Source organism: Streptomyces iranensis (assembly GCF_017874715.1).
Classification (GTDB): domain Bacteria; phylum Actinomycetota; class Actinomycetes; order Streptomycetales; family Streptomycetaceae; genus Streptomyces; species Streptomyces iranensis.
In genome coordinates this window covers 103,033-124,503 of record NZ_JAGGLR010000031.1, presented here as the reverse complement: position 1 = coordinate 124,503, position 21,471 = coordinate 103,033, and the positions used below count along the sequence as shown (strand labels likewise).

The following is a 21,471-nucleotide window of genomic DNA, read 5'->3' as shown; positions in this document are numbered from 1 at the left end:
TCATTTTGTGTGTCCGGCCGTCGGCTCTTTGGCACGCAGCGCGGGGGCGAGACAGCCCTGATTCTGGGATGTCCGTCCGCCGACAGCCAGGGCGAGGGCTGTGCCGAGGACGGCGGGGACGGCGAAGAGGACGAAGTTCCAGCGGGGTTCCAGGCCGGCCGCGAGGATCCAGCCGCCGAACGTGGGGCCGGCGATGGCGCCGATGCGGCCCACCCCGAGCGCGACACCCACCGCGCTGCCCCTTGCGGTCACCGGGTAGGAACGTGAGATGTACACGTTGATCAGTCCCTGGACGCCGACCGCGCCGCAGCCGCCGACTATCACGATGCCGTAGAGCACCGGCAGCGGCAGTTGGGCGCTCATGGCGACGATCGCGGCGGCTCCGAGGGCGAAACTGGCCGTGATCGGGCCCCTCGATCCGGCACGGTCAGCCAGCAGCGCCATCGCGAGCCCGCCGACGGTGGCACCGAGGTTCAGCAGCACGAGGAAGGTCTGTGAGTCCTGCAGCGGATAGTCCGCCGTCTGCATCAGCCGCGGCAGCCAGGTGTTCATGCCGAAGATGAGCAAGAACGACAGGGCCGCCATGGCGCAGAACATCAGGGTGGTGCCGCGGTAAGGCGGTCTGAGCACCAGCCGGACACCACGGTTGCCGAGGTCGGGGGCCGATTCGGGCTGTGCGGTGCCGATAAATCATCCGTCCAGTTCACGCCGCTCGTTGGTACTCGTGGAGGGTTCCGCCGAGTGGGTCTCGTCTGCGGACTTCCAGGTGGGCGAGTTGGACTTGTTGGGTGATGGGTGTGGGTAGCGGGAGCGGCTTGTTCCAGGGCTCTGTGCGGGCGGTGCTCGTTGTAGAAGGATTCGTACTCGCGCAGTGCGTGGAGGAGGTGGCTCTGGTTCCAGATCAGGGTCCGGTCCAGGAGTTCGGTGCGACAGGTCTGTATCCAGCGCTCCATGAGTGAGTTCATCCGTGGTATCCGAATGCCGGTGGTGACGACCTTGAGACCGGCATCGGTCATCAGGGCGTCGAAGGCGGCTGTGAACTTGGAATCGCGGTCGCGGATGAGGAACTTCACCTTGCTGCCCGCGTCCTCGAGATCCATGAGGAGGTTGCGTCCGAGCTGCACGGTCCACTCCGCGGTGGGGTGTGCGGTGGCGCCGAGGACCCGGATGCGACGGGTGGTGTGCTCGATGGCAGAGAAGACGTACAGGCGCGCCCCCTCAGCGTGCGGACATCGAAAAGATCGCAGGCGAGAAGAGCCTTGGCCTGGCTGCGGAGGAAGTCGCCCCAGGTGGTGCTCTGCCGTTCGGGGGCGGGTGGGATGCCGTGCTCGCGGAGGATCTCCCAGACGGTGGAGGCGGCGACCTTGATCCCCAGCACGGCGAGCTCGCCGTGGATCCGGCGATATCCCCACGCGGCATTCTCCCTGGCCAGACGCAGGACCAGGACGCGGATCGATGGAATGGTGCGTGGGTGTCTACGTCGCCTGGGTACGCAGGTCGCGGCATGGCGCCGCCTGAGCAGCTCGCGATGCCAGCGCAACACCGTCTCGGGGCTGACCAGTAGCAAAAGGTGCCGCAGTCTGTCTTTGGGGAGGTGGTGGAGCAGGCCGGCGAGGATGGCACGGTCGCTGTCGGTGAAGCTCGGCTTGCCGACCTGACGCTGCAGGACCAGCAGCTGGTGCCGGAGGACGAGGATCTCGATGTCCTTCTCTTTGTCGCTCATCGGCAGGAGGGGTAGTACCGCCAGGGCGTTGGTCGTAGCGAGATAGGCCAGACGCAGGAGCACGACAGGTCATATGCCGCCGAGGCCCTGCGCGGGTGAACCACTTGGGGCGAATGACAAGCAGAGCCGACGATCCGTGATCAGGCTTCCGACCGGCGTGGATGATTAATCGGCACCCGCAGAGTCCTCCTCCATGGGCGGCATGAAGGCGCGCAGCCATCGCTCCGTCTGGGCGACATGGGCCTCGGCCGCTCCGGCGGCGGCGCGCGGATCGCGGTCGGCGATCGCGGTGGCCAGCACGCGGTGATCCTCGTCGCTCTTGCGCCGCATCTGCTCGCCCTCGGGGAGGGTGAAGATCTGGTACTTGCGGGAGCGGGCGCGGAAGACCGAGAGCAGGGAGGCGAGGGCGGGGTTTCCGGCCGCGGTGGCGATCTCGGCATGGAAGCGGTGGTCGAGGTCCGATGCCTCGGTGGGGTCGTCGGTGGCGTCCATGGCCTCGATGAGTGCGAAGAGTTCCCGCACCGTCTCCGGGGTGCTGCGGGCCGCAGCCTGCGCCGCGACGTGGGACTCCAGGACACGCCGGATCTCGTACACCTCCAGCAGACCGGAGAGCGGCAGCAGTTCCAGGGTGAGCGACAGGCTACCTATGATGTCCTCCGGCCTGAGCTGGGAGACATAAGTACCGGAGCCGTGCCGCGGCTCGATCACCCCCAGGGCCGCGAGCATCCGTACGGCCTCGCGCAACGACCCCCGGGACACGCCGAGTTCCTCGCACAGCTCGCCCTCGGGCGGAATGCGCCCTCCGGCGCTGAGGCGCCCGGTGGCGATCATGTGGCGTAGGCCGTGGAACGCCTTGTCGACTGCGGACATCCGATTCCTCCCGAACGGGCGGGGCGCGGTCCCGCCCCCTTCGTCGCACTGTACCGATTCATCAGATATGTCACAGGTGTCGATCGGAAGTCATCTGATGATCCACCCTGCTGCACCCCTTGATTGCATGGAATCCGTCATGCAGGATGCCGAGTCATCATACGTGTTCTGGTTGCGATCAGATCTCTCTCGTTTCTGGCGCCCCTCGGAACACCCGGACCCCGGCAGATCGGGACTCATGTGAGCGAGACCGATGTCATCGCGGCGCCACGCCCCCTGTTGCTGGCCGACGGCCGTCCCGCCGACCGGGCGTGGACGCTGGACCCCGCCATGAGACACCTGAACCACGGTTCCTTCGGCGCGGTTCCCCTGGTGGCACAGGAGCGGCAGAAGCAGCTGCGGGTGGAGATGGAGTGCTCCCCGGTGGTGTGGTTCCCGGCGCTGCCTCAGCGGATCGCCGACACCAGGGTCGAGATCGCCGACTTCTTGGCGGTGGCCGCCGACGACCTGGCCCTGGTGCCGAACGCGAGCGCGGGCATCAGCACCGTGTACGCCGCCCTCGACCGCCGCCGCAGCGGGGAGATCGTCGTCACCGACCACGGTTACGGCGCCGTGACCATGGGCGCCGAGCGGCTGGCGCGCGACCGCTGGGATGGCGGGGTCCGCACCGCGCGGGTACCCCTCGACGCGGATGAGGAGCAAGCGTGCGAGGCCGTGTTCGCCGAACTGTCCGAGGCGACGGACCTCATCGTGGTGGACCAGATCACCTCGGCGACCGCCCGCCGGCTGCCGGTGGAGCGGATCGGCGCGGAGGCTCGGCGGCGCGGGATCCCGCTGCTCGTGGACGGTGCGCACGCACCTGGTCTGCTCCCTGCCCCGCTCTCGCGGCTGACCTGTGATTTCTGGGTCGGAAACCTGCACAAGTGGGGATGCGCACCCCGGGGCACCGCAGCGCTCGTCGCCCGTGGTCCGCTGCGTGAGCGGCTCTACCCACCGATCGACTCATGGGGTGCAGAGGACCCGTACCCCGACCGCTTCGACCAGCAGGGCACGGTGGATGCCACCTGCTATCTGGCGGCACCGACGGCGCTCGGCTTCATCGAGCACACCTGGGGCTGGAGGCGCGCCCGCCGCTATATGGACCACCTGGCCGGTTACGCCGCGCAGGTCATCGGTGCCGCGTTCACCGAGCTGACCGGCGCCGACAGCAGCGTCGACGTCGGCATGCCGGTCCCCGGGATGCGTCTGGTGCGGCTGCCCGAGGGGCTCGGCGCCACCCGCGTCGAGGCCGACGCGCTGCGCGACCGGGTCGCCAGGGAGCTGGGTGTCGAGGCGGCCTTCACCAGCTTCGGCGGCATCGGCTATCTGCGGGTGTCCGCCCACGTCTACAACACCGCCGCCGACTACGAGTACTTCGCCGAGACCTGCGTCCCCGTCCTCGCTGAGTGGGCTCGCGCGGCTCGCGGGCGGCACGGCGCGCCATAGCGGCGCGACACCGTACTCCCCTCCCCACCCCCGACTCCCCAAGCCGCTCCGAGCGCGGCCCGCACCCAAGAAAGAGGTCAGCACGATGAGGAGAAGGACGGCAGCCCTCGCCCTCGGCACCGCCGCAGCGATGGTCCTGACCGGCTGTTCCGCCATGAGTCCGAACGCGAACGGCACGGTCACGCTCAACATGGTCGAGAGCCTGACCAACCCCTCCCGCACCGATCTGCTCAAGGGGCTCATAGCCGACTTCGAGAAGCAGAACCCCAAGATCAAGGTCAACCTGATCTCGCCGCCCACCGAACAGGCCGATCAGAAGATCCAGCAGATGCTCCAGTCCGGCAGCAGCGTGGACGCGCTCGAGGTACGGGACATCACGGTCGGCCCGTGGTCGAACAACGGCTGGCTGTACGACATGGAGAAGGACCTCAAGGGCTGGCAGGGCTGGAACGCCATGACGGAGAACGCCGTCAAGGCGTCCGAGGACGCCAAGGGCCGTACCTTCTTCGTCCCCTACGGCTTCTACGGGCTGAGCCTTTTCTACCGCAAGGACCTGATCAAGGACGCCGGGTTCAGCAAGCCCCCGGCCTCCTGGGACCAGCTACTGAAGCAGGCATCCGCCATCAACGACCCGGCGGAGCGCCGCTACGGCTACGCGTTCCGCGGCGGGGCCAACGCCAACAGCAACGCCACCGCCATCATCGAGGCGTACGTGGCCGACAAGGTCGACCTCGCCAACGGCTACAAGCTGAAGAACGGGCGCACGATCTTCTCCGCGCCCGAGGCCCTGGACGCCCTCAAGACCTACCTCACACTCTTCAAGAAGGCATCGCCCAAGTCGTCCGTGTCCTGGGGCTATCCGGAGATGGTCGAGGCGTTCTCCAACGGCTCCACGGCCTTCCTGCTCCAGGATCCGGAAGTCATCGCCACGGTCTCCGAGTCCAAGTCGATCTCGAAGGAGCAGTGGGACACCGCTCCGCTGGTGGCCGGACCCAGCGGGAAGACCGTCCAGCCGCTGGCCACCGCCGGGTGGGGCATCGCGAAGGGCAGCAAGCACAAGGCCGAGACCGTCAAGCTGATCAAGTTCCTGTCCCAGGGCAAGGCGTCGACGGACTTCACCAAGAAGAACAGCCTGGTGCCGATCCTCAAGTCGGCGACCGAGGACCCGTTCTACAAGACCGGCCCGTGGTCGTCCTACGTCACCATGACCAAGCACCCCGACACCTATCTCAACGTCAGCCAGCCGCGCGGCGTGACCTGGTGGAGCGAGTGGGAGCAGAAGTCCGACGCCGACGTGCAGAAGATGGTGACCGGCAATATGTCGCCCAAGGAGCTGCTGACGGGCTGGGACGCGTACTGGACCAAGAAGTGGGAGCAGGAGAAGTAGGGATGCCCGCCACGTCCGCAACGACGACCGGGCCGAAGACTTCGCGCCCCGTCCGGAAGCAAGCCGCCCCGGGGGCCCGGAACGGGCCGCGGGGCGGCCGGAAGCGGGAGTTCACAACCCGCCGGGGCCTACTCATCGCCGCCTTCATGGCGCCTGCCGCGATCTTCGTGGCGGTGTTCACGTACTACCCCATGATCGCGGGCAGCCAGATGGCCTTCCGCCACTGGGATCTGAACGATCTCACCAACACCTCCTGGGTGGGCCTGGACAACTTCCACCGTGTCTTCTCCGACCCCAACTGGGGCACCGTGCTGGGCAATACGGGCGCCTGGGTCATCGGATCGATCGTGCCCCAGCTCGTGATCGGTTTCGCGCTCGCACTGTGGCTGCGCCGCCGGTTCCGCTTCCGCGGCGTCTACCAGGCGCTGATCTTCTTCCCCTGGGCGATCTCCGGGTTCCTCATCGGCATCCTGTTCCGCTGGATGTTCAACAGCGAGTTCGGCGTCGTGAACGATCTGCTCCAGAAGGCGGGGCTGATCGACGAGCCCGTGGCGTGGCTGGCCGATCCGCACAAGGCGATGATCGCCGTACTGATCGCCAACACCTGGTACGGCGTCACCTTCTTCGCCATCATGATCCTGGCCGCGCTCCAGTCGGTCCCCGACGAGCTGTACGAGGCCGCGGCGCTGGACGGGGCCGGGAAGGCACGCACGCTCTTCCAGATCACCATCCCCTATATCCGGGTCACGCTGGTGCTCACGGTGCTGCTGCGGGTCATCTGGATCTTCAACTTCCCCGATCTGATCTTCGGGATGACCGGTGGCGGGCCGAACAACCAGACACACATCGTGACCACCTGGATGATCAAGATCACTCAGCAGGGCGACTACGGCAAGGCCTCGGCGCTCGGTCTCCTCGTGGTCGCGGGGCTGCTGCTTTTCACGGTGTTCTTCCTGCTGGCCACGCGTGAGAAGCGAGAGGTGAGGTCGTGATCGGCAAAGAGACCGCGGTCGGCCGGGCCGTCCGGATCGTCTTCCTGGTGCTGTGGCTGGCCTTCACCGTGTTCCCGCTGTACTGGATCGCCATCACCTCGCTAAAGGCGCCGGGCGACATCTTCTCCTTCCCCCTCGCCTACTGGCCCGAGCACTTCTCGCTGGAGAACTACAGCGAGCTGTTCAACAAGGCCGACTTCGGGACCTATCTCACCAACAGCCTCATCGTCGCGACCGTCGCGGGCGCGGTCGCCACCGCCATCTCGATGCTGTCGGCGTATGTGCTGGCGCGCTTCGAGTTCCGCACCAAGTCCGCGTTGCTGACGGCCGCCCTGGTCACCCAGATGATCCCGGCCTTCATCGCGCTGGGCCCGCTGTATCTGCTGATGACCGACCTGAAACTGGTCGACAACCGGCTCGGGCTCATCCTCGTCTACATCGCCGTGTGTATCCCCTTCTGCACGGTGATGCTCCGCGGCTTCTTCGAGAACATCCCCGACGCGCTGGAGGAGGCCGCGATGATCGACGGCCTCTCCCGGTTCGCGGCGCTGTTCCGGGTGCTGCTCCCGGTGATGCGTCCGGGGATCGTGGCGGCGTTCATCTTCAACTTCGTCAACTGCTGGAACGAGCTGTTCCTGTCGGTGACCCTGATGAACAGCGACGCCAACAAGACGACCCCCACGGCCCTCAACGGATTCATCTCCAGCTTCAACATCGACTGGGGCTCGATGTCCGCAGCGGCCGTGTTCACGATCCTGCCAACCATGGTGCTCTTCGCCTTCGCGAGCCGCCACATCGTGCAGGGGCTCACCTCCGGCGCCGTGAAGGGGTGAGGCCGATGGCCGCGATCGACGTTCCGCTGCCCGACTCCGTCCATGTGATCACCGGTCCGTCCGGGGACCCGCGCACCGCCGCACCGGCGGGGGCTGGCCGCTGGACCGTGCCCGGCGCCGAGGTGACGGCGCGACACGATCCATACGGCGCCCTGCGGCTGGTGCTCGCCGCGCCGGGTCCGGAGGGCCTGTCGACGGTGGCGCTGCGCTGGCGCCACCACCCCGGCGGTCACCGCCCCGCCGTGGTACTCGGCGATGCGTGGGAGCGCTCGTACGGCGAGTTGCAGTGGCGCAGCGTCCAGCCGGAACGCCCCCTGCCCTGGTACTGGCTGAGCACCGACCCGGCAACCGGTGGCTGCACCGGGCTAGGCGTACGGACCCGCGCCGGGGCGCTGTGCTGTTGGACGGTGGACGAGGACGGCACCACGCTGTGGCTGGACGTACGCTCCGGCGGCCTGCCTGTGCTGCCGGGCGACCGGGAGATCGCCGCCGCCACGGTGGTCGGGGTGGCGACGAGTGCGGACACCACCCCGTACGCGGCGCTCCAGGAGCTGTGCGCCGCCATGTCCCCCGATCCGCTGCTGCCCGCGCAGCCGGTGGTCGGCTGCAACAACTGGTACTACGCCTACGGCCAGGACTTCGGCCCGGACGCCGTACTGCGCGACGCGGCCACCATCGCCGAGTTCGCCGGGGACCATCCAGTGCGGCCGTTCTGTGTCGTCGACGACGGCTGGACGGAGGGCGGGGGAAGCGCCCCGGGAGGGCCGTGGGACACCGGCCTACCCGGGCTGTTCGACGACATGGCCGGCCTGGCTGCGGGCATCGCCGACCGTGGCGCCCGGCCAGGCCTGTGGTTCCGGCCGCTGCTGTCCCGGGTGCCGACGGAGGGGATGCGCACGGACACCGGCGCTCCCGGCCGGATCCCCCTGGACCCGTCGCTGGACGCGACGCTGGCGACCGTCGCCGCCGATGTCGCCCGCTTTCGCTCCTGGGGTTTCGAGCTGATCAAGCACGACTTCAGCACGTACGACGTCTTCGGCCGCTTCCACCCGGACACACCGCACGAAATGGCCGGTGCCGGATGGCGGCTCGCCGACCACACCCGCACCACCGCCGAAGTGCTGGTGGGCCTCTACCGGACCATCGCCGAGGCGGCCGGGGACGCCGTGGTGCTTGGCTGCAACACCGTCGGACATCTGGCGGCGGGTCTGGTGCAGGTGCAGCGAACCGGTGACGACACCTCGGGCCGTCACTGGGAGCGCACCCGACGGATGGGCATCAACACCCTCGCCTTCCGGCTGGCCCAGCACAGCCGCTTCTACGCGGTGGATGCCGACTGCGTGCCCTGTACCCCGGCCACCGAGTGGCGGCTGAACCGTCAGTTCCTGGACCTGGTGGCCCGTTCCGGCACCGCGCTGTTCGTCTCCGTCGCCCCGGCCGCCCGTACCCCGCAGACCGATGCCGACCTCGGCGCGGCCGTCCGGCTCGCGCTGGACGGCGGGTCGCCCGGCGGCGTCGAACCGCTGGACTGGCTCGGGACCACGGCCCCGCGCCGCTGGCGGACGGGCAACGCGGAACGCACGTACACGTGGTCCCAGCCCTGGGGTGCGTGGCCGCCGCTTCCGCTCTAGACAGCTGTAGACGGCCCTGGCCATTGGTCAGGCGCGGGTGGATTCGCGACACCGCCGGACGGTTGGACGACCTGATGAACTGTCTCCGCGAACTCGATATCGACCTCTCGTGGCAACCCGATCGCGATGGCCACAGGCAACGCCGTACTTGACTTCATCGATTCGCACGAGTTGCAAGCCAACGCCGTCGAGGTCGGGACTGCAGCAGAGTTGGGTGACACCTGACCTGGCTTGCTGAGAGGCGGCCTGGAAGGATGTTGCAGTGCCCAAGCCGTATCCGAAGGAGTTCCGCGAGGACGTCGTGCGAGTCGCGCGCAACCGCGAGCCCGGCGTCACGCTGGAACAGATCGCCGCCGACTTCGGCGTCCATCCGATCACGCTCTCGAAGTGGCTGCGCAGCGCCGGCACCGACGAGGGCGCCAGGCCCGCATCGGCGTCGGGTGAGTCGGCCGAGCTGCGCGAGGCCCACAAACGGATCCGGCTGCTGGAGCAGGAGAACGAAGTGCTGCGCAGGGCTGCGGCGTATCTGTCGCAGGCGAACCTGCCGGCAAAATGATGTACCCGCTCGTCCGCGAGCTGGCCGCCGCCGATGCCCCACGCAGGGTGCCGGTGGCGGTGACGTGCCGGGTGCTCGGGCTGGCCCGTCAGCCCTACTACCGGTGGCTGGCCTCTCCGGTGACGGACGCGGAGCTGACCGAGGCCCACCGGGCCAACGCCCTGCGCGACGCGCACCGCGACGATCCCGAGTTCGGTCACCGCTTCCTCCTCGACGAAGCCCGCGCGGCCGGTGAGACGATGGCCGAGCGGACCGCCTGGCGGATCTGCCGGGACAACGGCTGGTGGAGCGCCTTCGGCAAGCGAAGGGGCCGCGGCAAGAACGCCAAGGCCGGACCGCCGGTCCACGACGACCGGGTGCGCCGCAACTTCACTGCCGACGGGCCGAACCGGCTGTGGCTCACGGACATTACCGAGCACGCGACCGGCGAGGGCAAGCTGTATCTGTGCGCGGTCAAGGACGTGTACTCCGGCCGCATCGTGGGCTATTCCATCGACGCGCGGATGAAGTCCCGCCTCGCGGTGGCCGCGCTGGAGTCGGCCGTTGCCCGACGCTGCCCCGCTGCGGGGTGCATTGTGCACTCCGACCGAGGATCGCAATTCCGGTCCCGGAAGGTCGCTGCCGTACTCACTCGGCACGGCCTGGTCGGCTCGATGGGCCGGGTCGGGGCCGCCGGCGACAACGCTGCGATGGAGAGCTTCTTCGCCCTGCTGCAGAACAACGTTCTCGACCGCCGTACCTGGGCCACCCGGCAGGAGCTGCGGATCGCGATCGTCACCTGGATCGAGCGGACCTACCACCGACGCCGGCGCCAGAAGCGCCTGGGCCGATTGACCCCCGTCGAGTACGAGACCATCATGACCCCACCCGCAGCCCTAGCTGCATAAACCCCGCTGTCACCCGATCATGCAGCAGTCCCAACATCAGTTCACGCCAGTAGTCGAACCGGTCCGCAGCAGGTACGTCCTCGCTTCGGAACACCGCCTCGCGCACCATGGCCCCCGCTGTCCTCGTTGAGTTCTTGCCCCCACCTTCCCTGTATTGAAGCGACACGGCAGCAGTAATGCGCCATGGATGCGTGCGAGTTTGGTCAGCTGACTCCTGCCACGGAGACGCAACCGCCCGGCCCACACACCAAGGGACGGATCCTACTCTCCCCAGGTCCGTCACCCACGGTGAGGTTGCGTAACAGCTCCTCAACCTCCGAAGCATGCGGCACAGCAGCAACCTCCCGGCGTACGGGCCGCACTTCCTGCGCCAGGTCCAAACCTGCGGGTGCCGATGAATCATCCACGCAGGTTGGGAGCCTGATCACGGATCTTCGGTTCTCCTCGGACATTCGCCCAAGTGTCTTCACCTGCGCAGGGACCCGGCGGCATCATGGTCTGTCGTGCTGCTGCGCCCGGCCTACCTCGCCGCGACCAACGCCCTAGCATTCCTACGCCTCCTGCCGATAAGCGACAGACAGAAGGACGTCCAGATCCTCGTACTCCGGCACCAACTGCTGATCCTGCAGCGTCAGGTCGGCAAGCCGACCCTCACCGACAGCGACCGTGCCATCCTCGCCAGCCTGCTCCACCACCTCCCCAATGACAGACTCCGGCACCTTCTGCTGCTGGTCCGCCCCGATACAGTCTTGCGCTGACATCGCGACCTGCTCAAGCGGCGCCATGCCGCGACCGGCGTACCCAGGCGACGCGGACGCCCACGCACCATCCGATCGATACGCGCCCTGGTCCTGCGCCTGGCCAGGGAGAACACCTCATGGGGATACCGACGGATCCACGGCGAACTCACAGCGCTGGGAATCAAAGTCACCGCCTCCACGGTCTGGGAAATCCTCCGCGAGCCAGGCATCCCACCCTCACCCGAACGGCAGAGCACCACCTGGTCCGACTTTCCCCGCAGCCAGGCCAAGGCCCTTCTCGCCTGCGATCTATTCGAAGTCCACACTCTGACCGGAGCGCGCCTGTACGTCTTCGCCGTCATCGAGCACACCACCAGGCGCATGCGGATCCTCGGCGCCACCCCACACCCCACCGCAGAGTGGATGGTGCAGCTCGGACGCAACCTCCTCATGGACCTCGAAGACGCACGCAGCAAGGCGAAGTTCCTCATCCGCGACCGCGACTCGAAATTCACAGCCGCCTTCGACACCCTGATGACCGATGCCGGTCTCAAAGTCGTCACCACCGGCATTCGGATACCACGGATGAACTCACTCATAGAGCGCTGGATACAGACCTGCCGACGCGAGCTCCTGGACCGCACCCTGATCTGGAACCAGAGCCACCTCCTCCACGCGCTCCGCGAGTTCGAAACCCACTACAACGGGCATCGATCACACCGAGCCCTGGGCCAAGCCGCACCGCTCCGCCCACTCCCCCACCCGATCGACGCACCAGGGGAGAGCAGACACCTGGACGTCCGCCGACGAGACCGACTCGGCGGAACCCTCCATGAGTACCAACATGCCGCCTGACCAGCCTGGACGATTTATCGGCACTCGCACCCGCACGGCTGTCTCGTTACGGCGCTCCAGAACCGGATACAGCACTCACACCCTGGGAGTGCCCCATCTGCCGGCGGACGACAAGGGGCTTTACCGCCCCTTGACGCAGGCCGTCCACCGCGGCCGAAAGCCCCAGGAACGGACTGCCCGCGGAAACCTGCCCGGAGAGATCAGTAGCGGTTCGCCCTACCCCTGTCGCATGGGGAGCACGACACCGTGCTCCCACCACGAAAGGTGCTCGAGCGCCGACAAGGGGTCCTTATGCCTCTCGATGCAGAGGGCATCCGAATCGGTGGGGTGACGTCGGGGGCCTGTGGTTGACGACAGCGCGTGGGGGCGCAGTAACGCCGTAGGTCTACCTGATCGGATGACGGACGAATCGGGCACCGTTGACACGTCTGCGAGTTGGGAGCACGAGGGCTCCCAGAGGGCTCCCACTCGCTCCCTGCCCGGACATGGTTAAGGCCGCCTCCGCTACCCGCGGAAACGGCCTCCGACCTGCGATGATGCTGGTCGGGACGACAGAATTTGAACCTGCGACCCCTTGACCCCCAGTCAAGTGCCAACTCGACGCGCATCACCGTTCGGACCGCGCCTGGCGCTCGCCCCCTGGCCCCGCGGCCGCATCCACTTCGCGGCTGGTGTCCGGGCCAGGACCCCGGGGCCTTGCCGGGGTGGTGGCAGGAGCGAGCGTGGCCAGGAAATCGTCGAATGCTTGATTGGCTCGTGACATATCACCCGTGGCCTCGATGTCCATGATGAGACCGCGGATGACCGCGAGCACGAGGGTGCCGAGTTCGGGGCGGCCGATGCTTCGCATGCCGTCCTCGAGTGGTCGCAGCCAGTCTGTGGTGGCCTCGCGTCGAAAGCCCGGCCACAGCTGTTGCTCAGCGTTCTCGCGGAGCTTGCCGAACATGCTGAGGTACGGGCGGCCGACGGGGCCGGTCATGACTCGCCAAGCCCCTCGCAGAGTACTCAGATAGGGCTCGTCCGGTTGTGGGGAGACCAGTTCACCGAAAAGGTCGCGCTGGCGTCGCCGCGCCCGTCTCAGAGTTTCCCGCAGCAGCGCGTCCCGGGTCCCGAAGTGGTAGATCAGCATCCGGGTCGAGGTGCGTGACGCCGCCGCGAACGGCTCAAGGCGGTCGGGCAGCCCGTGCGTGAGCGCGTGGTCGACGCAGGCGTCGAGAATCCGGTCGCGAATCTCGGGCTGTTTGTGCCGTCCCATCGTCTTATTTTTTCACGTAACTGACGGTACGTCTACCATCGATTCAAGGTATCGGGAACCCGAATCAAGGAGGAAGAGATGCGTATTGTCTTTGTGCACGGGGCGTGCGTCCGCGACGGATCGTGGTGGTGGCACCTGGCCGCCGCGGCCCTGCAGGAGCGCGGCATCAGCAGCGTCGCCCCAGCGCTGCCGAGTTGCGGCGAGGGCGAGCGGCCGGCCGGACCGCGGGGCCCCGGGCTGTCCGAGGACGTCGCCGCGGTGCGCGCTGTCCTGACCGAGGGGGACGAGCCGACCGTGATCGTGGCGCACAGCTACGGCGGCATCGTCGCCGCCGAGGCGGCGGTGGGCGTCGAGACGGTGCGTCACCTGGCGTTGGTGTCGAGCTACCTGCCCGAGCCCGGCGAGTCGCTGTCGACGTTCGGCACCGATGCGCCGCCACCGTTCCTGGACTTCGACCCCGACGGCGGTACCTTCGGCGCCCGGCCCGAGCTGTTCGCCGAGACCTTCACCCAGGACTGCCCGCCGGACATCGCCCGCGAGGCAGCGGCACTTCTGGTCCGGCAGACGCTGGCCGTGACCCAGCAGCCCGTGCGGGCAGTGGCGTGGCACGACCTGCCCACGACGTATGTGGTGTGCACGGAGGACCGGGGCACGCCGGCGGCGGCGCAACGCGAATTCTCCCGCCGCGCGGACAAGGTCATCGAGGTGAAGGCGGGCCACCACCCGTTCCTGTCGCGGCCGGAGACCGTCGCCGACATCATCGCGAGCCTGTCGTAGCCGCGACAGCGGACCGGATTGCGGCCACCGCCATGCGCGAGCAGCCCGGTGGCCCGCTCCGAGCGGGAATCACGCGTGAGCACGGCGACAGTGGCGTCAGGTGATGCGGAAGGCGGCGGACGACTCCGCGCCCCATCGTGCCCGTGTCGCCAATGAACGGGTGTCTCACGGGCAGATCGCGCTATGGCACTCCGGTGCGAAGCCGATACAAGATCCCGTTGCCGGGGATCAGCGGTCTCGACTGGCCCAGACAAGGCCCTGACGCATAAGGCGCTCGACCGGTTCGGGGGTGAGATCCTCGAGGTAGTGGCCGAGTGCGCTGTAGAAGACGCGGCCACTGCCCCACTCTTTGGTCCACGCTTGCGGCATGCGCTGTCCGGCGAGCCATGGCATGTGTTCGCCATCGAAAACGGTCTCCAGGAGCACGTGGTTCCGCGGATCGACGTTCATGTAGTACTGCTCGCTCGCCGCGTCGAAGTCCTCGATGCCGTGGGTGACTGGGTGATCGTGGTCGACGACGTAGAGCGGATACGGGTGACGTACGCCCTCTCCGGCCGGGTGGTAGAAGACATCTGCGCCGAGCATCAAGTGGTACATGACGCTTCCCCGGAATGCGGCGCCGCCGCCGTGCCAGGAGACGAAGCCGGTGCCGGCTTCGACGGCGCCGAGGAGGGCGGCCTCCTGCGAGGGGGTCAGCGTCTCGCTGAGCAGCGCGTTGTTCCAGTTGTTGATGATGAGGTCGTACCCGGTCAGGTCTTGGTCGAGGACGAAGATGTCGTTTGACTCCGCCACGTCGAAGCCGAGCCCGTCGAGCATGGTCCGTGTCCACCGCGCGACCCCGTAGGGGTTGTGTCCGGGCCACCCTCCGTACAGGTAGAGAGCGCGCGTCATGTTTTCTCCTCCATGCGTTCGGCGGCGTTACCGCTCACGGCTGACCGTGGTTCGGTTCGAGACAGTGCTTGGTTCTCCTTTCGGATATCGTGGTGCTCTCCGGCTCCACCGCCGATTCGCCGGTAGACGGCGGGACGAGTCTTGCGCCACCGCAGGCCGACGAGGATGCCGATGACAATGACGGCGACGAGAAGTAGTTGCTGTCCGGTGGCAAGCCACTGTGACGCGTCGATCGACATTGAGTAGTAGGTCGATGTCAGCGTGATCAGAAGCATGAGTCCGGCGAGGGCGAGGATCGGAGCGATCACGGTGTTCCAGAGCCGCTCGGAGTGGCTGATGATCCGGAAGTAGCGGATGACGGAGATCGTGGTCAGCGTGAACAGGATCAGCAAGGCGAATGTGCCCAGTGCGAACATGGATGAGTACATCGCGACGGCGTCGAGTCCGCTGAGCAGGAATGGAAGCGTACACATCACGGTGGCGGTCGTGGCGAACGCGGACGCGTTCGCGGGAGAGCCGTGCCGCCCGTGCCCCTTGCCGAGGAAGGACGGCAGGATCCCATCACGTCCGAGCGAGTAGAGGTACCGCGACAGTGAGTTGTGGGTTGACAACGCGCCGGCGAAGACACTGGTGACGACCAGCGCGGTCATGACCTGTGTGAAGGTATTGCCCATGTAGTGGCGGAAGCCGCCGTTGAACAGGATCGTCGGGTTCGCCGCGCCGGCCGCGGCGACATGACTCGGTCCCCAAAAGGTCACGAGCGCCCAGGAAGTGAGGATGTAGAACCCGCCGAGGCTGCCGATCGCGAGATAGGTTGCCCGCGGAATGGTGCGTTCGGGCCGCTTGACCTCGTCGCGGTAGATCGCGGAGGACTCGAAGCCGAGGAAGCAGGTGATCGCGAACAGGGTGGCGACGCCGAGGTCGCCGGAGAGTACATGCGTCGGCTCGAAGGAGTCGATCTGGTATCCGTGTGGGCCGCCGGTGAAGAGGACGGGCGCGTTGAACAGCATGACCAGGACGACCTCCATGACCATGAAGATCGCCAGGACCTTGCCAGACAGTTCGACGTTGAAATGTCCGAGTGTGGTGACGATAACGCAGCAGATCGCACCCCAGAGCCACCACGGCGCGGTGGGTGCCCCGAAGGCACTGAGGACGTTTTTCACCGAGACGCCGAAGAACGCGTAGCTGCCCACCATGTAAACCAAGTAGGTAAACGCGGCGAGGAATCCGGTGCCGAGGCCGAGCGTTCGGGACAGCCCTGCGGTGATGTAGGTGTAGAAGGCACCTGGCTTTGGCAGATTTCGCGTCATCGTGGTGAATCCGACAGCGAACAGCAGGAAGATCATGCCGACGAAGGCATAGATCACCGGAGTGCCGATCCCATTGCCGCGTGTGATGCCCAGCGGCAGCACGCCGGTGACGTTACCGATGGGCGCCGACATGGCGAGCACGGTGAGCGCGAGCTGAAGCGTATTCATGGTGCCGCGCAGGCTGCCACCGGTGTCGTGGGCTGAATTGGGAAGGCCGACCGTGCCGGTGCCGGTCCCGGAGTCCGTGGTCGCGCTACGGGAGCGGAATTCGGTGCTCTTGGCGCTCATCATTTCCTTTCGAAGCCACGTTTGGAGAAGCTCCAAGCTAGAAGCCGCGGTGGTTGACGTACTCGTCGCGGGTGTCACCGTGGTAGGCGGGGACGGTGATGTCCCACCAGCCGGTCGGGTGCATCTCGGTCCACGGCAGCTCATGGGCGCTCATGGCCTCGATGACCACCGGACCGGAGGTCTCGAAGGCACGGCGCACGGCATCCTCCAGCTTCGCCGGGTCCTCGACCCGCTCGGCCGTGCAGCCGAGAGAGCGGGCGAACTCGGTGATGTTGGCGAAGTACGGCTTGCCGTCCTTGGTGGTCCAACCGCTGACGATCTGGCGCTCGCGCCCGAAGAGGCTGATCTGCAGGTCCTTGATCGCCTCCCAGCCTCCGTTGTTCAGCACGACCACCACCAGCGGCAGATCGAGCATGACCGCGGACGCCAACTCCGTGCCGGTCTGCAGGAAGCTGCCGTCACCGACCATCGCCAGGACGGGCTTGTCGGCTGCGCCGACCTGCGCTCCAATGGCGGCCGGGAGGCCGAAGCCGATGCCCGACATGCCGCCGGCCACGATGTTGGTGCGCGGCCCGTAGACGGGGAACTCGTTGAACGCCTGGTTGGCGGGGTTGCTGGAGTCGGTGACCAGGATGCCTTCGCGGGGGAAGGCCTTGCGGATCTCCACCATGGCACGGGAGTTGGTCATCGGCAGATAGTCGGTGGTCCGCATCGGGCGCAGGTGCTCCTCCCACTGCGCCTTCAGATGCCGCAGCTCGGCGAAATAAGCGGAGGACCGCCAGTCCGGGATCTCGCCCAGCTTCGCCAGTTCGCCCAGCAGAGAGCTCAGGCAGGACTTGGCGTCACCGACGATGCCCACCTCGGCCGGATAGTTGCGGCCGATCTCAAAGCCGTCGATGTCAATCTGCACCAGCTTGGTGTCCGGGATGTTGAAGGTGACACCCGGCTTGTACGAGGAGGTGACGCGGTCGCTGAAACGACAGCCGACCGCGAGAATCACATCGGCGGAGCGCGTCATGCCGTTACCCGGGATCGAGCCCAGGTCGCCGCAGGGCCACGCATACAGGTCGTGATCGGCGGGGAAAGCTCCCTTGCCCATGAAGGAGTGCGTCACCGGGGCGCCCAACCGCTCGGCGACAGCCAACAGTTCCTCACTCGCCTCAGAAGCGATCACACCGCCCCCGGCCAGAATGACCGGACGCTTCGCCCCCGCGAGCAGCCGCGCCGCCTCAGCGATCCGCTCGGGGTCACCTCCCGTACGACCGTGAGCGCGCCGCCGCCGCGTGACCTCGGGCTCGTATTCGCCGTACTCGGCCTGCAGATCCTGCGGGATGTCGAGCAGGACCGGGCCGCGCCGCCCCTCGTACATCGTGCTGAAAGCCTGCGCCAGCACAGTGGGCAGCTGGTCGACCCGGCTGGGCTGCCACCAGCGCTTGACCACCGGTTCGGCCATGCGCGGGAAGTTGTTGCCATGCGGCCGGTCGATCTCCTGCAGGACGCCACGGTTCTCCATGTAGGTGTGGACAGCGCCGGTGATCAGCAGGAACGGCTGGGAGTCGGCGAAGGCCGTGGTGAGGCCGGTGAGCGTGTTGGTGGCGCCCGGCCCGATGGACGTACAGCACACGGCGATCTTGCCTGTGGCGCGGTAATAGCCGTCCGCCATGTGCGCGGCGCCCTGCTCGTGCATCGCCGGGACGACCTCGATCTCATCAGCGCGATCGACGAACGCGTCGAGGAGCGCGGTATTGCCGTGACCGGGAATGGCGAAGACCTTCTCGACGCCTTCGCGGATGAGGAAGTCGACGACGATCTGGCCGCCGCTGTACTGGGGCATGTCTACCTCTCGGTCGTGTGCTGGGTGGAGACGGTCTCGGACGTGGTGGCGGTGGTGCCGGTGAGGTGATCCGCGACCCGGAGAGCGTTCGCAGCGATGGTCAGCGCCGGGTTCATCACCGGCAGCGACGGGAAGAAGGCGGAGTCGACGACGTAGAGGTTCTCGACGTCGTGGGAACGGCAGTTCGCGTCCAGCGCGGAAGTCGCCGGGTCGGCCCCCGCCCGGACAGTGCCCGCCTGGTGCGAGTTCACCTCGATTCCCGTGCGCTGGCTCAAGACCAGGGGATAGCCCATACGGCGCAAGAGCTTGCGCATCTCGCGCACCAGCACCTGATGTGCGCGGACGTTGTTGGGCACCCGGCGGACCTGGATGTCACCCCTCGGAGTCAGCGAGACCCGGTTCTCCGGATCCGGCAGATCCTCCGTGAACAGCCACCAGTCCATACTGCGGTGAGCGGCATAGCGCAGGGCCCACTTGGGGATCGCCGGCCGCTGCCCGGCCAACATCTCCGCCTGGAGCTTTCCGATCAGCTGGACGTGGCCCAACGGGAAGGGATGATCCGCGGTGCCCTTCGTGTAGAAGTCGTTCAAGTACAACGTCTTCTGGAACTCCGCGGTGTTCTTCCGGGTCGGATGAACGCCCACCATCACCGTGTTGTTGTGGACCATGTAGTGGCGGCCGACCACTCCGGAGGCGTTGCCCAGTCCCTGCGGGTGCCGGTCATTTGCCGAACGCAGCAGTAGGGCGGCCGAGTTGACGGCGCCACAGCAGACGACCACGGTCCCGGCATCAATGCTCGTCGACGAGGTGCGGTGGGTGACATCCACCCCGGTCGCACGGGTGCCGGTGGCGTCCGTCCGCACACGGTCGACATAGGCGTTGGTCAGCAACTCCACGGAACCGGAGGCCAGAGCGGGGCGAACACAGCACACGTCCGCGTCGGACTTCGCCAGCACCCGGCACGGAAAGCCGTCGCAGCTGGCGCAGCGGATACAGCCGCCACCGTCGCGCAGGTCGATGCCGAGCGGGATGTTCGAGGGTGTGAAGCCCATCCGCTTCAGCGCCTCGGCCGCCTCCTGGACGGAGGGTTCGTGGCCGATCGCCGGGAACGGGAACGGCTCGTCGCGCTCCAGCGTCGGGTCGTCGGAGTGGTCGCCGTGCACCCGGTACAGCTGCTCCGCGCGCAGGTAGTACGGCCGCAGGTCGTCGTACTGGAAAGGCCACTCCGGAGAGGTGCCATCCGCGTGCTCCGTCGCCCGGAAGTCTTCACGGCGAAAACGCACGAGAGAGGCTCCGTAGAGCTTGGTGTTGCCACCGACGTAGTAGTAGTTGCCGGGGGTGAACGCCTTTCCCGCAGCGTCATACCATTTCTCGGCGTTCTGGTACCGGTGCTTCATGAAGATGGCATCGGCGTCCCAGTTCTGCTTCTCCTGCGGCAGGAAATCACCACGCTCGATCAGCAGAACGCCGGCACCGGAGTCCTTCAAGGCGTACGCCATCGTGGCGCCGCCCATACCGGAACCGACGATCACGAAGTCGTAGCGCGACCTCTTCGGGCCATCGTCGGGAAAGGGTGAATTTCCGCTCATGGGTTTCGTCCCTCGATATGGATTCGGTCCTCGCGAAAAGACCTTTGCCTGCTGATGTGGGCGCGCGGGTCACCACCGCTCCTCCCCCGGGCGGCCGAGGTGAAGGCCGACACGGCCTACGGCCTTGCGTCGCCGAGGCGTACATCGTGATCGGTCCACGACAGGCTCGCACCGCCATGGCGCGCGGCGCGCAGGTCCCCGGAGCGGGCATGTCCCTCGAAGTTCTCCAGCCGGGATGCCCGGCCGCACAGCTCACCGAGCAGCGCACTGCTGCGCGGGTCCCGGATCTCCTGGTAAGTGACCGTCTTCAGGTACTTCCCGACCCACAGACCACCCGTGTACCGAGCGGCGCCCAGCGTCGGCAGAACGTGATTGGTGCCGATGACCTTGTCGCCGTAGGCGACGGACGTGTCCTGGCCGAGGAACAGCGCTCCGTAGTCCCGCATGCCCGCAAGGGCGTCACGCGGCTCGGCGGTGAAGATCTGCACGTGCTCGCTCGCATAGGTATCGGCCAGGGCGAATGCCTCTTCCTGGCTCTCCACCAGCAGCACCTCGCCGTGGTCACGCCATGCCGCCCCCGCGACCCTGCCAGTCGGCAGACCCGGCAGCAGCGCATCGACGTACTCGATGGCACGCCGGCCGACCTCATGGGACGTGGTGATGAGCACCGCCGGAGAGTCGGGGCCGTGCTCCGCCTGACTGAGCAGGTCGACGGCGATGGTGAACGGGTCCGCCGTCCCGTCGGCGACGATCAGCACCTCCGTCGGACCGGCGAACAGATCGATGCCGACCTCGCCGAAGAGTTGCCGCTTGGCCTCCGCGACGTACGCGTTGCCAGGGCCGGCCACCATGCTGACCGGGTCGATCGTCTCAGTGCCCAACGCGAGGGCGGCCACCGCCTGCACACCACCGAGCACGTAAATCTCCTCGGCGCCCGCCAAGTGCATGGCGGCAACACTGATGGGCGGCGGCGCACCCTCGTTGGGCGGAGTCGTGGCGGCCACCCGCTCCACACCGGCGACCTTCGCCGTGACGATGGTCATGTGCGCCGACGCCGTCAGCGGATACCGGCCGCCGGGGACATAGGCACCCGCCGCGCTCACGGGAATGTTGCGCTGCCCGAGGAAAACACCCGGAAGCGTCTCGATCTCGAAATCGTGCACGGAGTCACGCTGCGCCTGAGCGAAGTTCTGCACCTGTCGCTGCACAAACCGCAGGTCGTCAAGAACACTGGTGGGAACTCCGGAGACTATCGACCTGATCTCATCGGGACCAAGCCGGTAGGAGGCCCGGTCCCACGCGTCGAACTTCGTCGAGTACCGGCGGACAGCCTCGTCACCGTGGGCGCGCACGTCCGCGATGACCTCGGCCACAGTGTCGAAAACGACGGGACGACTGCTACGCACGTCGTTCTTGGACGTCGCGGATTTGAGTACGACGGGCACGCTGGATCTCCTAGCGAGGGTGTTCATGTGAATTTCCCGGCGCTCCCGGGCTGCCATTCGGCCACCGGTAACGCCGTCGACGGCCAGTCTCGCCCGCTCAAGGCGCCACACCACAGACAC

The 21,471-nt window shown here is 67.1% G+C and carries 15 protein-coding genes, 1 tRNA gene and 2 pseudogenes; 8 read left to right on the top strand and 10 right to left on the bottom strand.

What is annotated here, in order from left to right; genetic code table 11:
- The 3 genes and pseudogenes from J2Z30_RS42570 to J2Z30_RS42560 form a co-directional block, all read right to left on the bottom strand.
- A complete protein-coding gene (locus tag J2Z30_RS42570; RefSeq protein ID WP_308280243.1) occupies positions 1 to 630 on the bottom strand; it encodes an MFS transporter in 630 nt (209 codons plus the stop codon).
- Between the two features lie 73 nt (positions 631 to 703).
- A pseudogene (locus J2Z30_RS42565) lies at positions 704 to 1,786 on the bottom strand (integrase core domain-containing protein).
- Between the two features lie 102 nt (positions 1,787 to 1,888).
- Complete coding sequence (locus J2Z30_RS42560; RefSeq protein WP_044580279.1) at positions 1,889 to 2,593, bottom strand: FadR/GntR family transcriptional regulator; 705 nt, start codon at positions 2,591 to 2,593, stop codon at positions 1,889 to 1,891.
- A gap of 240 nt (positions 2,594 to 2,833) precedes the next feature.
- Here J2Z30_RS42560 and J2Z30_RS42555 point away from each other — a divergent pair, with 240 nt between their 5' ends.
- The 7 genes and pseudogenes from J2Z30_RS42555 (at position 2,834) to J2Z30_RS42525 (ending at position 11,959) form a co-directional block, all read left to right on the top strand.
- Complete coding sequence (locus J2Z30_RS42555; protein ID WP_209469066.1) at positions 2,834 to 4,078, top strand: aminotransferase class V-fold PLP-dependent enzyme; 1,245 nt, start codon at positions 2,834 to 2,836, stop codon at positions 4,076 to 4,078.
- Positions 4,079 to 4,163: 85 nt separating this feature from the next.
- The gene (locus J2Z30_RS42550) at positions 4,164 to 5,465 is read left to right on the top strand and encodes an ABC transporter substrate-binding protein (protein ID WP_044580278.1); all 1,302 of its coding nucleotides are present in this window, start codon (positions 4,164 to 4,166) and stop codon (positions 5,463 to 5,465) included.
- 146 nt (positions 5,466 to 5,611) lie between these two features.
- Positions 5,612 to 6,457 carry a carbohydrate ABC transporter permease gene (locus J2Z30_RS42545; RefSeq protein WP_245389063.1) on the top strand — a complete coding sequence of 282 codons (846 nt, stop codon included), beginning with the start codon at positions 5,612 to 5,614 and terminating at the stop codon, positions 6,455 to 6,457.
- Positions 6,454 to 7,290 carry a carbohydrate ABC transporter permease gene (locus tag J2Z30_RS42540; RefSeq protein ID WP_044580275.1) on the top strand — a complete coding sequence of 279 codons (837 nt, stop codon included), beginning with the start codon at positions 6,454 to 6,456 and terminating at the stop codon, positions 7,288 to 7,290. The genes J2Z30_RS42545 and J2Z30_RS42540 overlap by 4 nt, the downstream gene beginning before the upstream one ends.
- Positions 7,291 to 7,295: 5 nt before the next feature.
- Positions 7,296 to 8,921 (top strand): alpha-amylase family protein, encoded by a 1,626-nt coding sequence (locus J2Z30_RS42535; RefSeq protein WP_052701879.1) that lies wholly within the window; start codon positions 7,296 to 7,298, stop codon positions 8,919 to 8,921.
- Between the two features lie 262 nt (positions 8,922 to 9,183).
- Positions 9,184 to 10,364 (top strand): IS3 family transposase gene (locus tag J2Z30_RS42530; protein ID WP_107073445.1). Its coding sequence is split into 2 segments (ribosomal slippage): positions 9,184 to 9,468 and positions 9,471 to 10,364, totalling 1,179 coding nucleotides; the frame shifts between segments, so codons are not numbered across the junction.
- A 503-nt stretch (positions 10,365 to 10,867) separates the two neighbouring features.
- Positions 10,868 to 11,959: pseudogene (locus tag J2Z30_RS42525) on the top strand (integrase core domain-containing protein).
- Between the two features lie 540 nt (positions 11,960 to 12,499).
- Here J2Z30_RS42525 and J2Z30_RS42520 read toward each other — a convergent pair.
- Both J2Z30_RS42520 and J2Z30_RS42515 read right to left on the bottom strand, forming a co-directional pair.
- Positions 12,500 to 12,599: transfer RNA gene (locus J2Z30_RS42520), tRNA-Pro, on the bottom strand.
- Positions 12,567 to 13,214 carry a TetR/AcrR family transcriptional regulator gene (locus J2Z30_RS42515; RefSeq protein ID WP_078957177.1) on the bottom strand — a complete coding sequence of 216 codons (648 nt, stop codon included), beginning with the start codon at positions 13,212 to 13,214 and terminating at the stop codon, positions 12,567 to 12,569. The genes J2Z30_RS42520 and J2Z30_RS42515 overlap by 33 nt, the downstream gene beginning before the upstream one ends.
- Before the next feature lie 78 nt (positions 13,215 to 13,292).
- On the opposite strand from J2Z30_RS42515, the gene J2Z30_RS42510 reads away from it, so the two are divergent.
- Complete coding sequence (locus tag J2Z30_RS42510) at positions 13,293 to 13,991, top strand: alpha/beta hydrolase (RefSeq protein WP_044580272.1); 699 nt, start codon at positions 13,293 to 13,295, stop codon at positions 13,989 to 13,991.
- 228 nt (positions 13,992 to 14,219) lie between these two features.
- Here the strand turns inward: J2Z30_RS42510 and J2Z30_RS42505 are convergent, their stop codons facing one another.
- The 5 genes from J2Z30_RS42505 to hisD all read right to left on the bottom strand — a co-directional run bounded on the left by J2Z30_RS42505 (position 14,220) and on the right by hisD (position 21,351).
- Positions 14,220 to 14,882: a ThuA domain-containing protein gene (locus tag J2Z30_RS42505; protein ID WP_044580271.1), complete on the bottom strand. Its 663-nt coding sequence runs from the start codon at positions 14,880 to 14,882 to the stop codon at positions 14,220 to 14,222.
- On the bottom strand, positions 14,879 to 16,483 hold the full coding sequence (locus tag J2Z30_RS42500) for an APC family permease (protein WP_052701877.1): 1,605 nt from the start codon (positions 16,481 to 16,483) through the stop codon (positions 14,879 to 14,881). Before J2Z30_RS42500 ends, J2Z30_RS42505 begins: the two co-directional genes overlap by 4 nt.
- 37 nt (positions 16,484 to 16,520) lie before the next feature.
- Positions 16,521 to 18,317: a thiamine pyrophosphate-binding protein gene (locus J2Z30_RS42495; protein WP_044580270.1), complete on the bottom strand. Its 1,797-nt coding sequence runs from the start codon at positions 18,315 to 18,317 to the stop codon at positions 16,521 to 16,523.
- A 2-nt stretch (positions 18,318 to 18,319) separates the two neighbouring features.
- On the bottom strand, positions 18,320 to 19,906 hold the full coding sequence (locus J2Z30_RS42490) for a GMC family oxidoreductase (RefSeq protein ID WP_044580269.1): 1,587 nt from the start codon (positions 19,904 to 19,906) through the stop codon (positions 18,320 to 18,322).
- Between the two features lie 116 nt (positions 19,907 to 20,022).
- Positions 20,023 to 21,351: a histidinol dehydrogenase gene (hisD, locus tag J2Z30_RS42485; RefSeq protein WP_308280242.1), complete on the bottom strand. Its 1,329-nt coding sequence runs from the start codon at positions 21,349 to 21,351 to the stop codon at positions 20,023 to 20,025.
- Positions 21,352 to 21,471 lie beyond the last annotated feature (120 nt).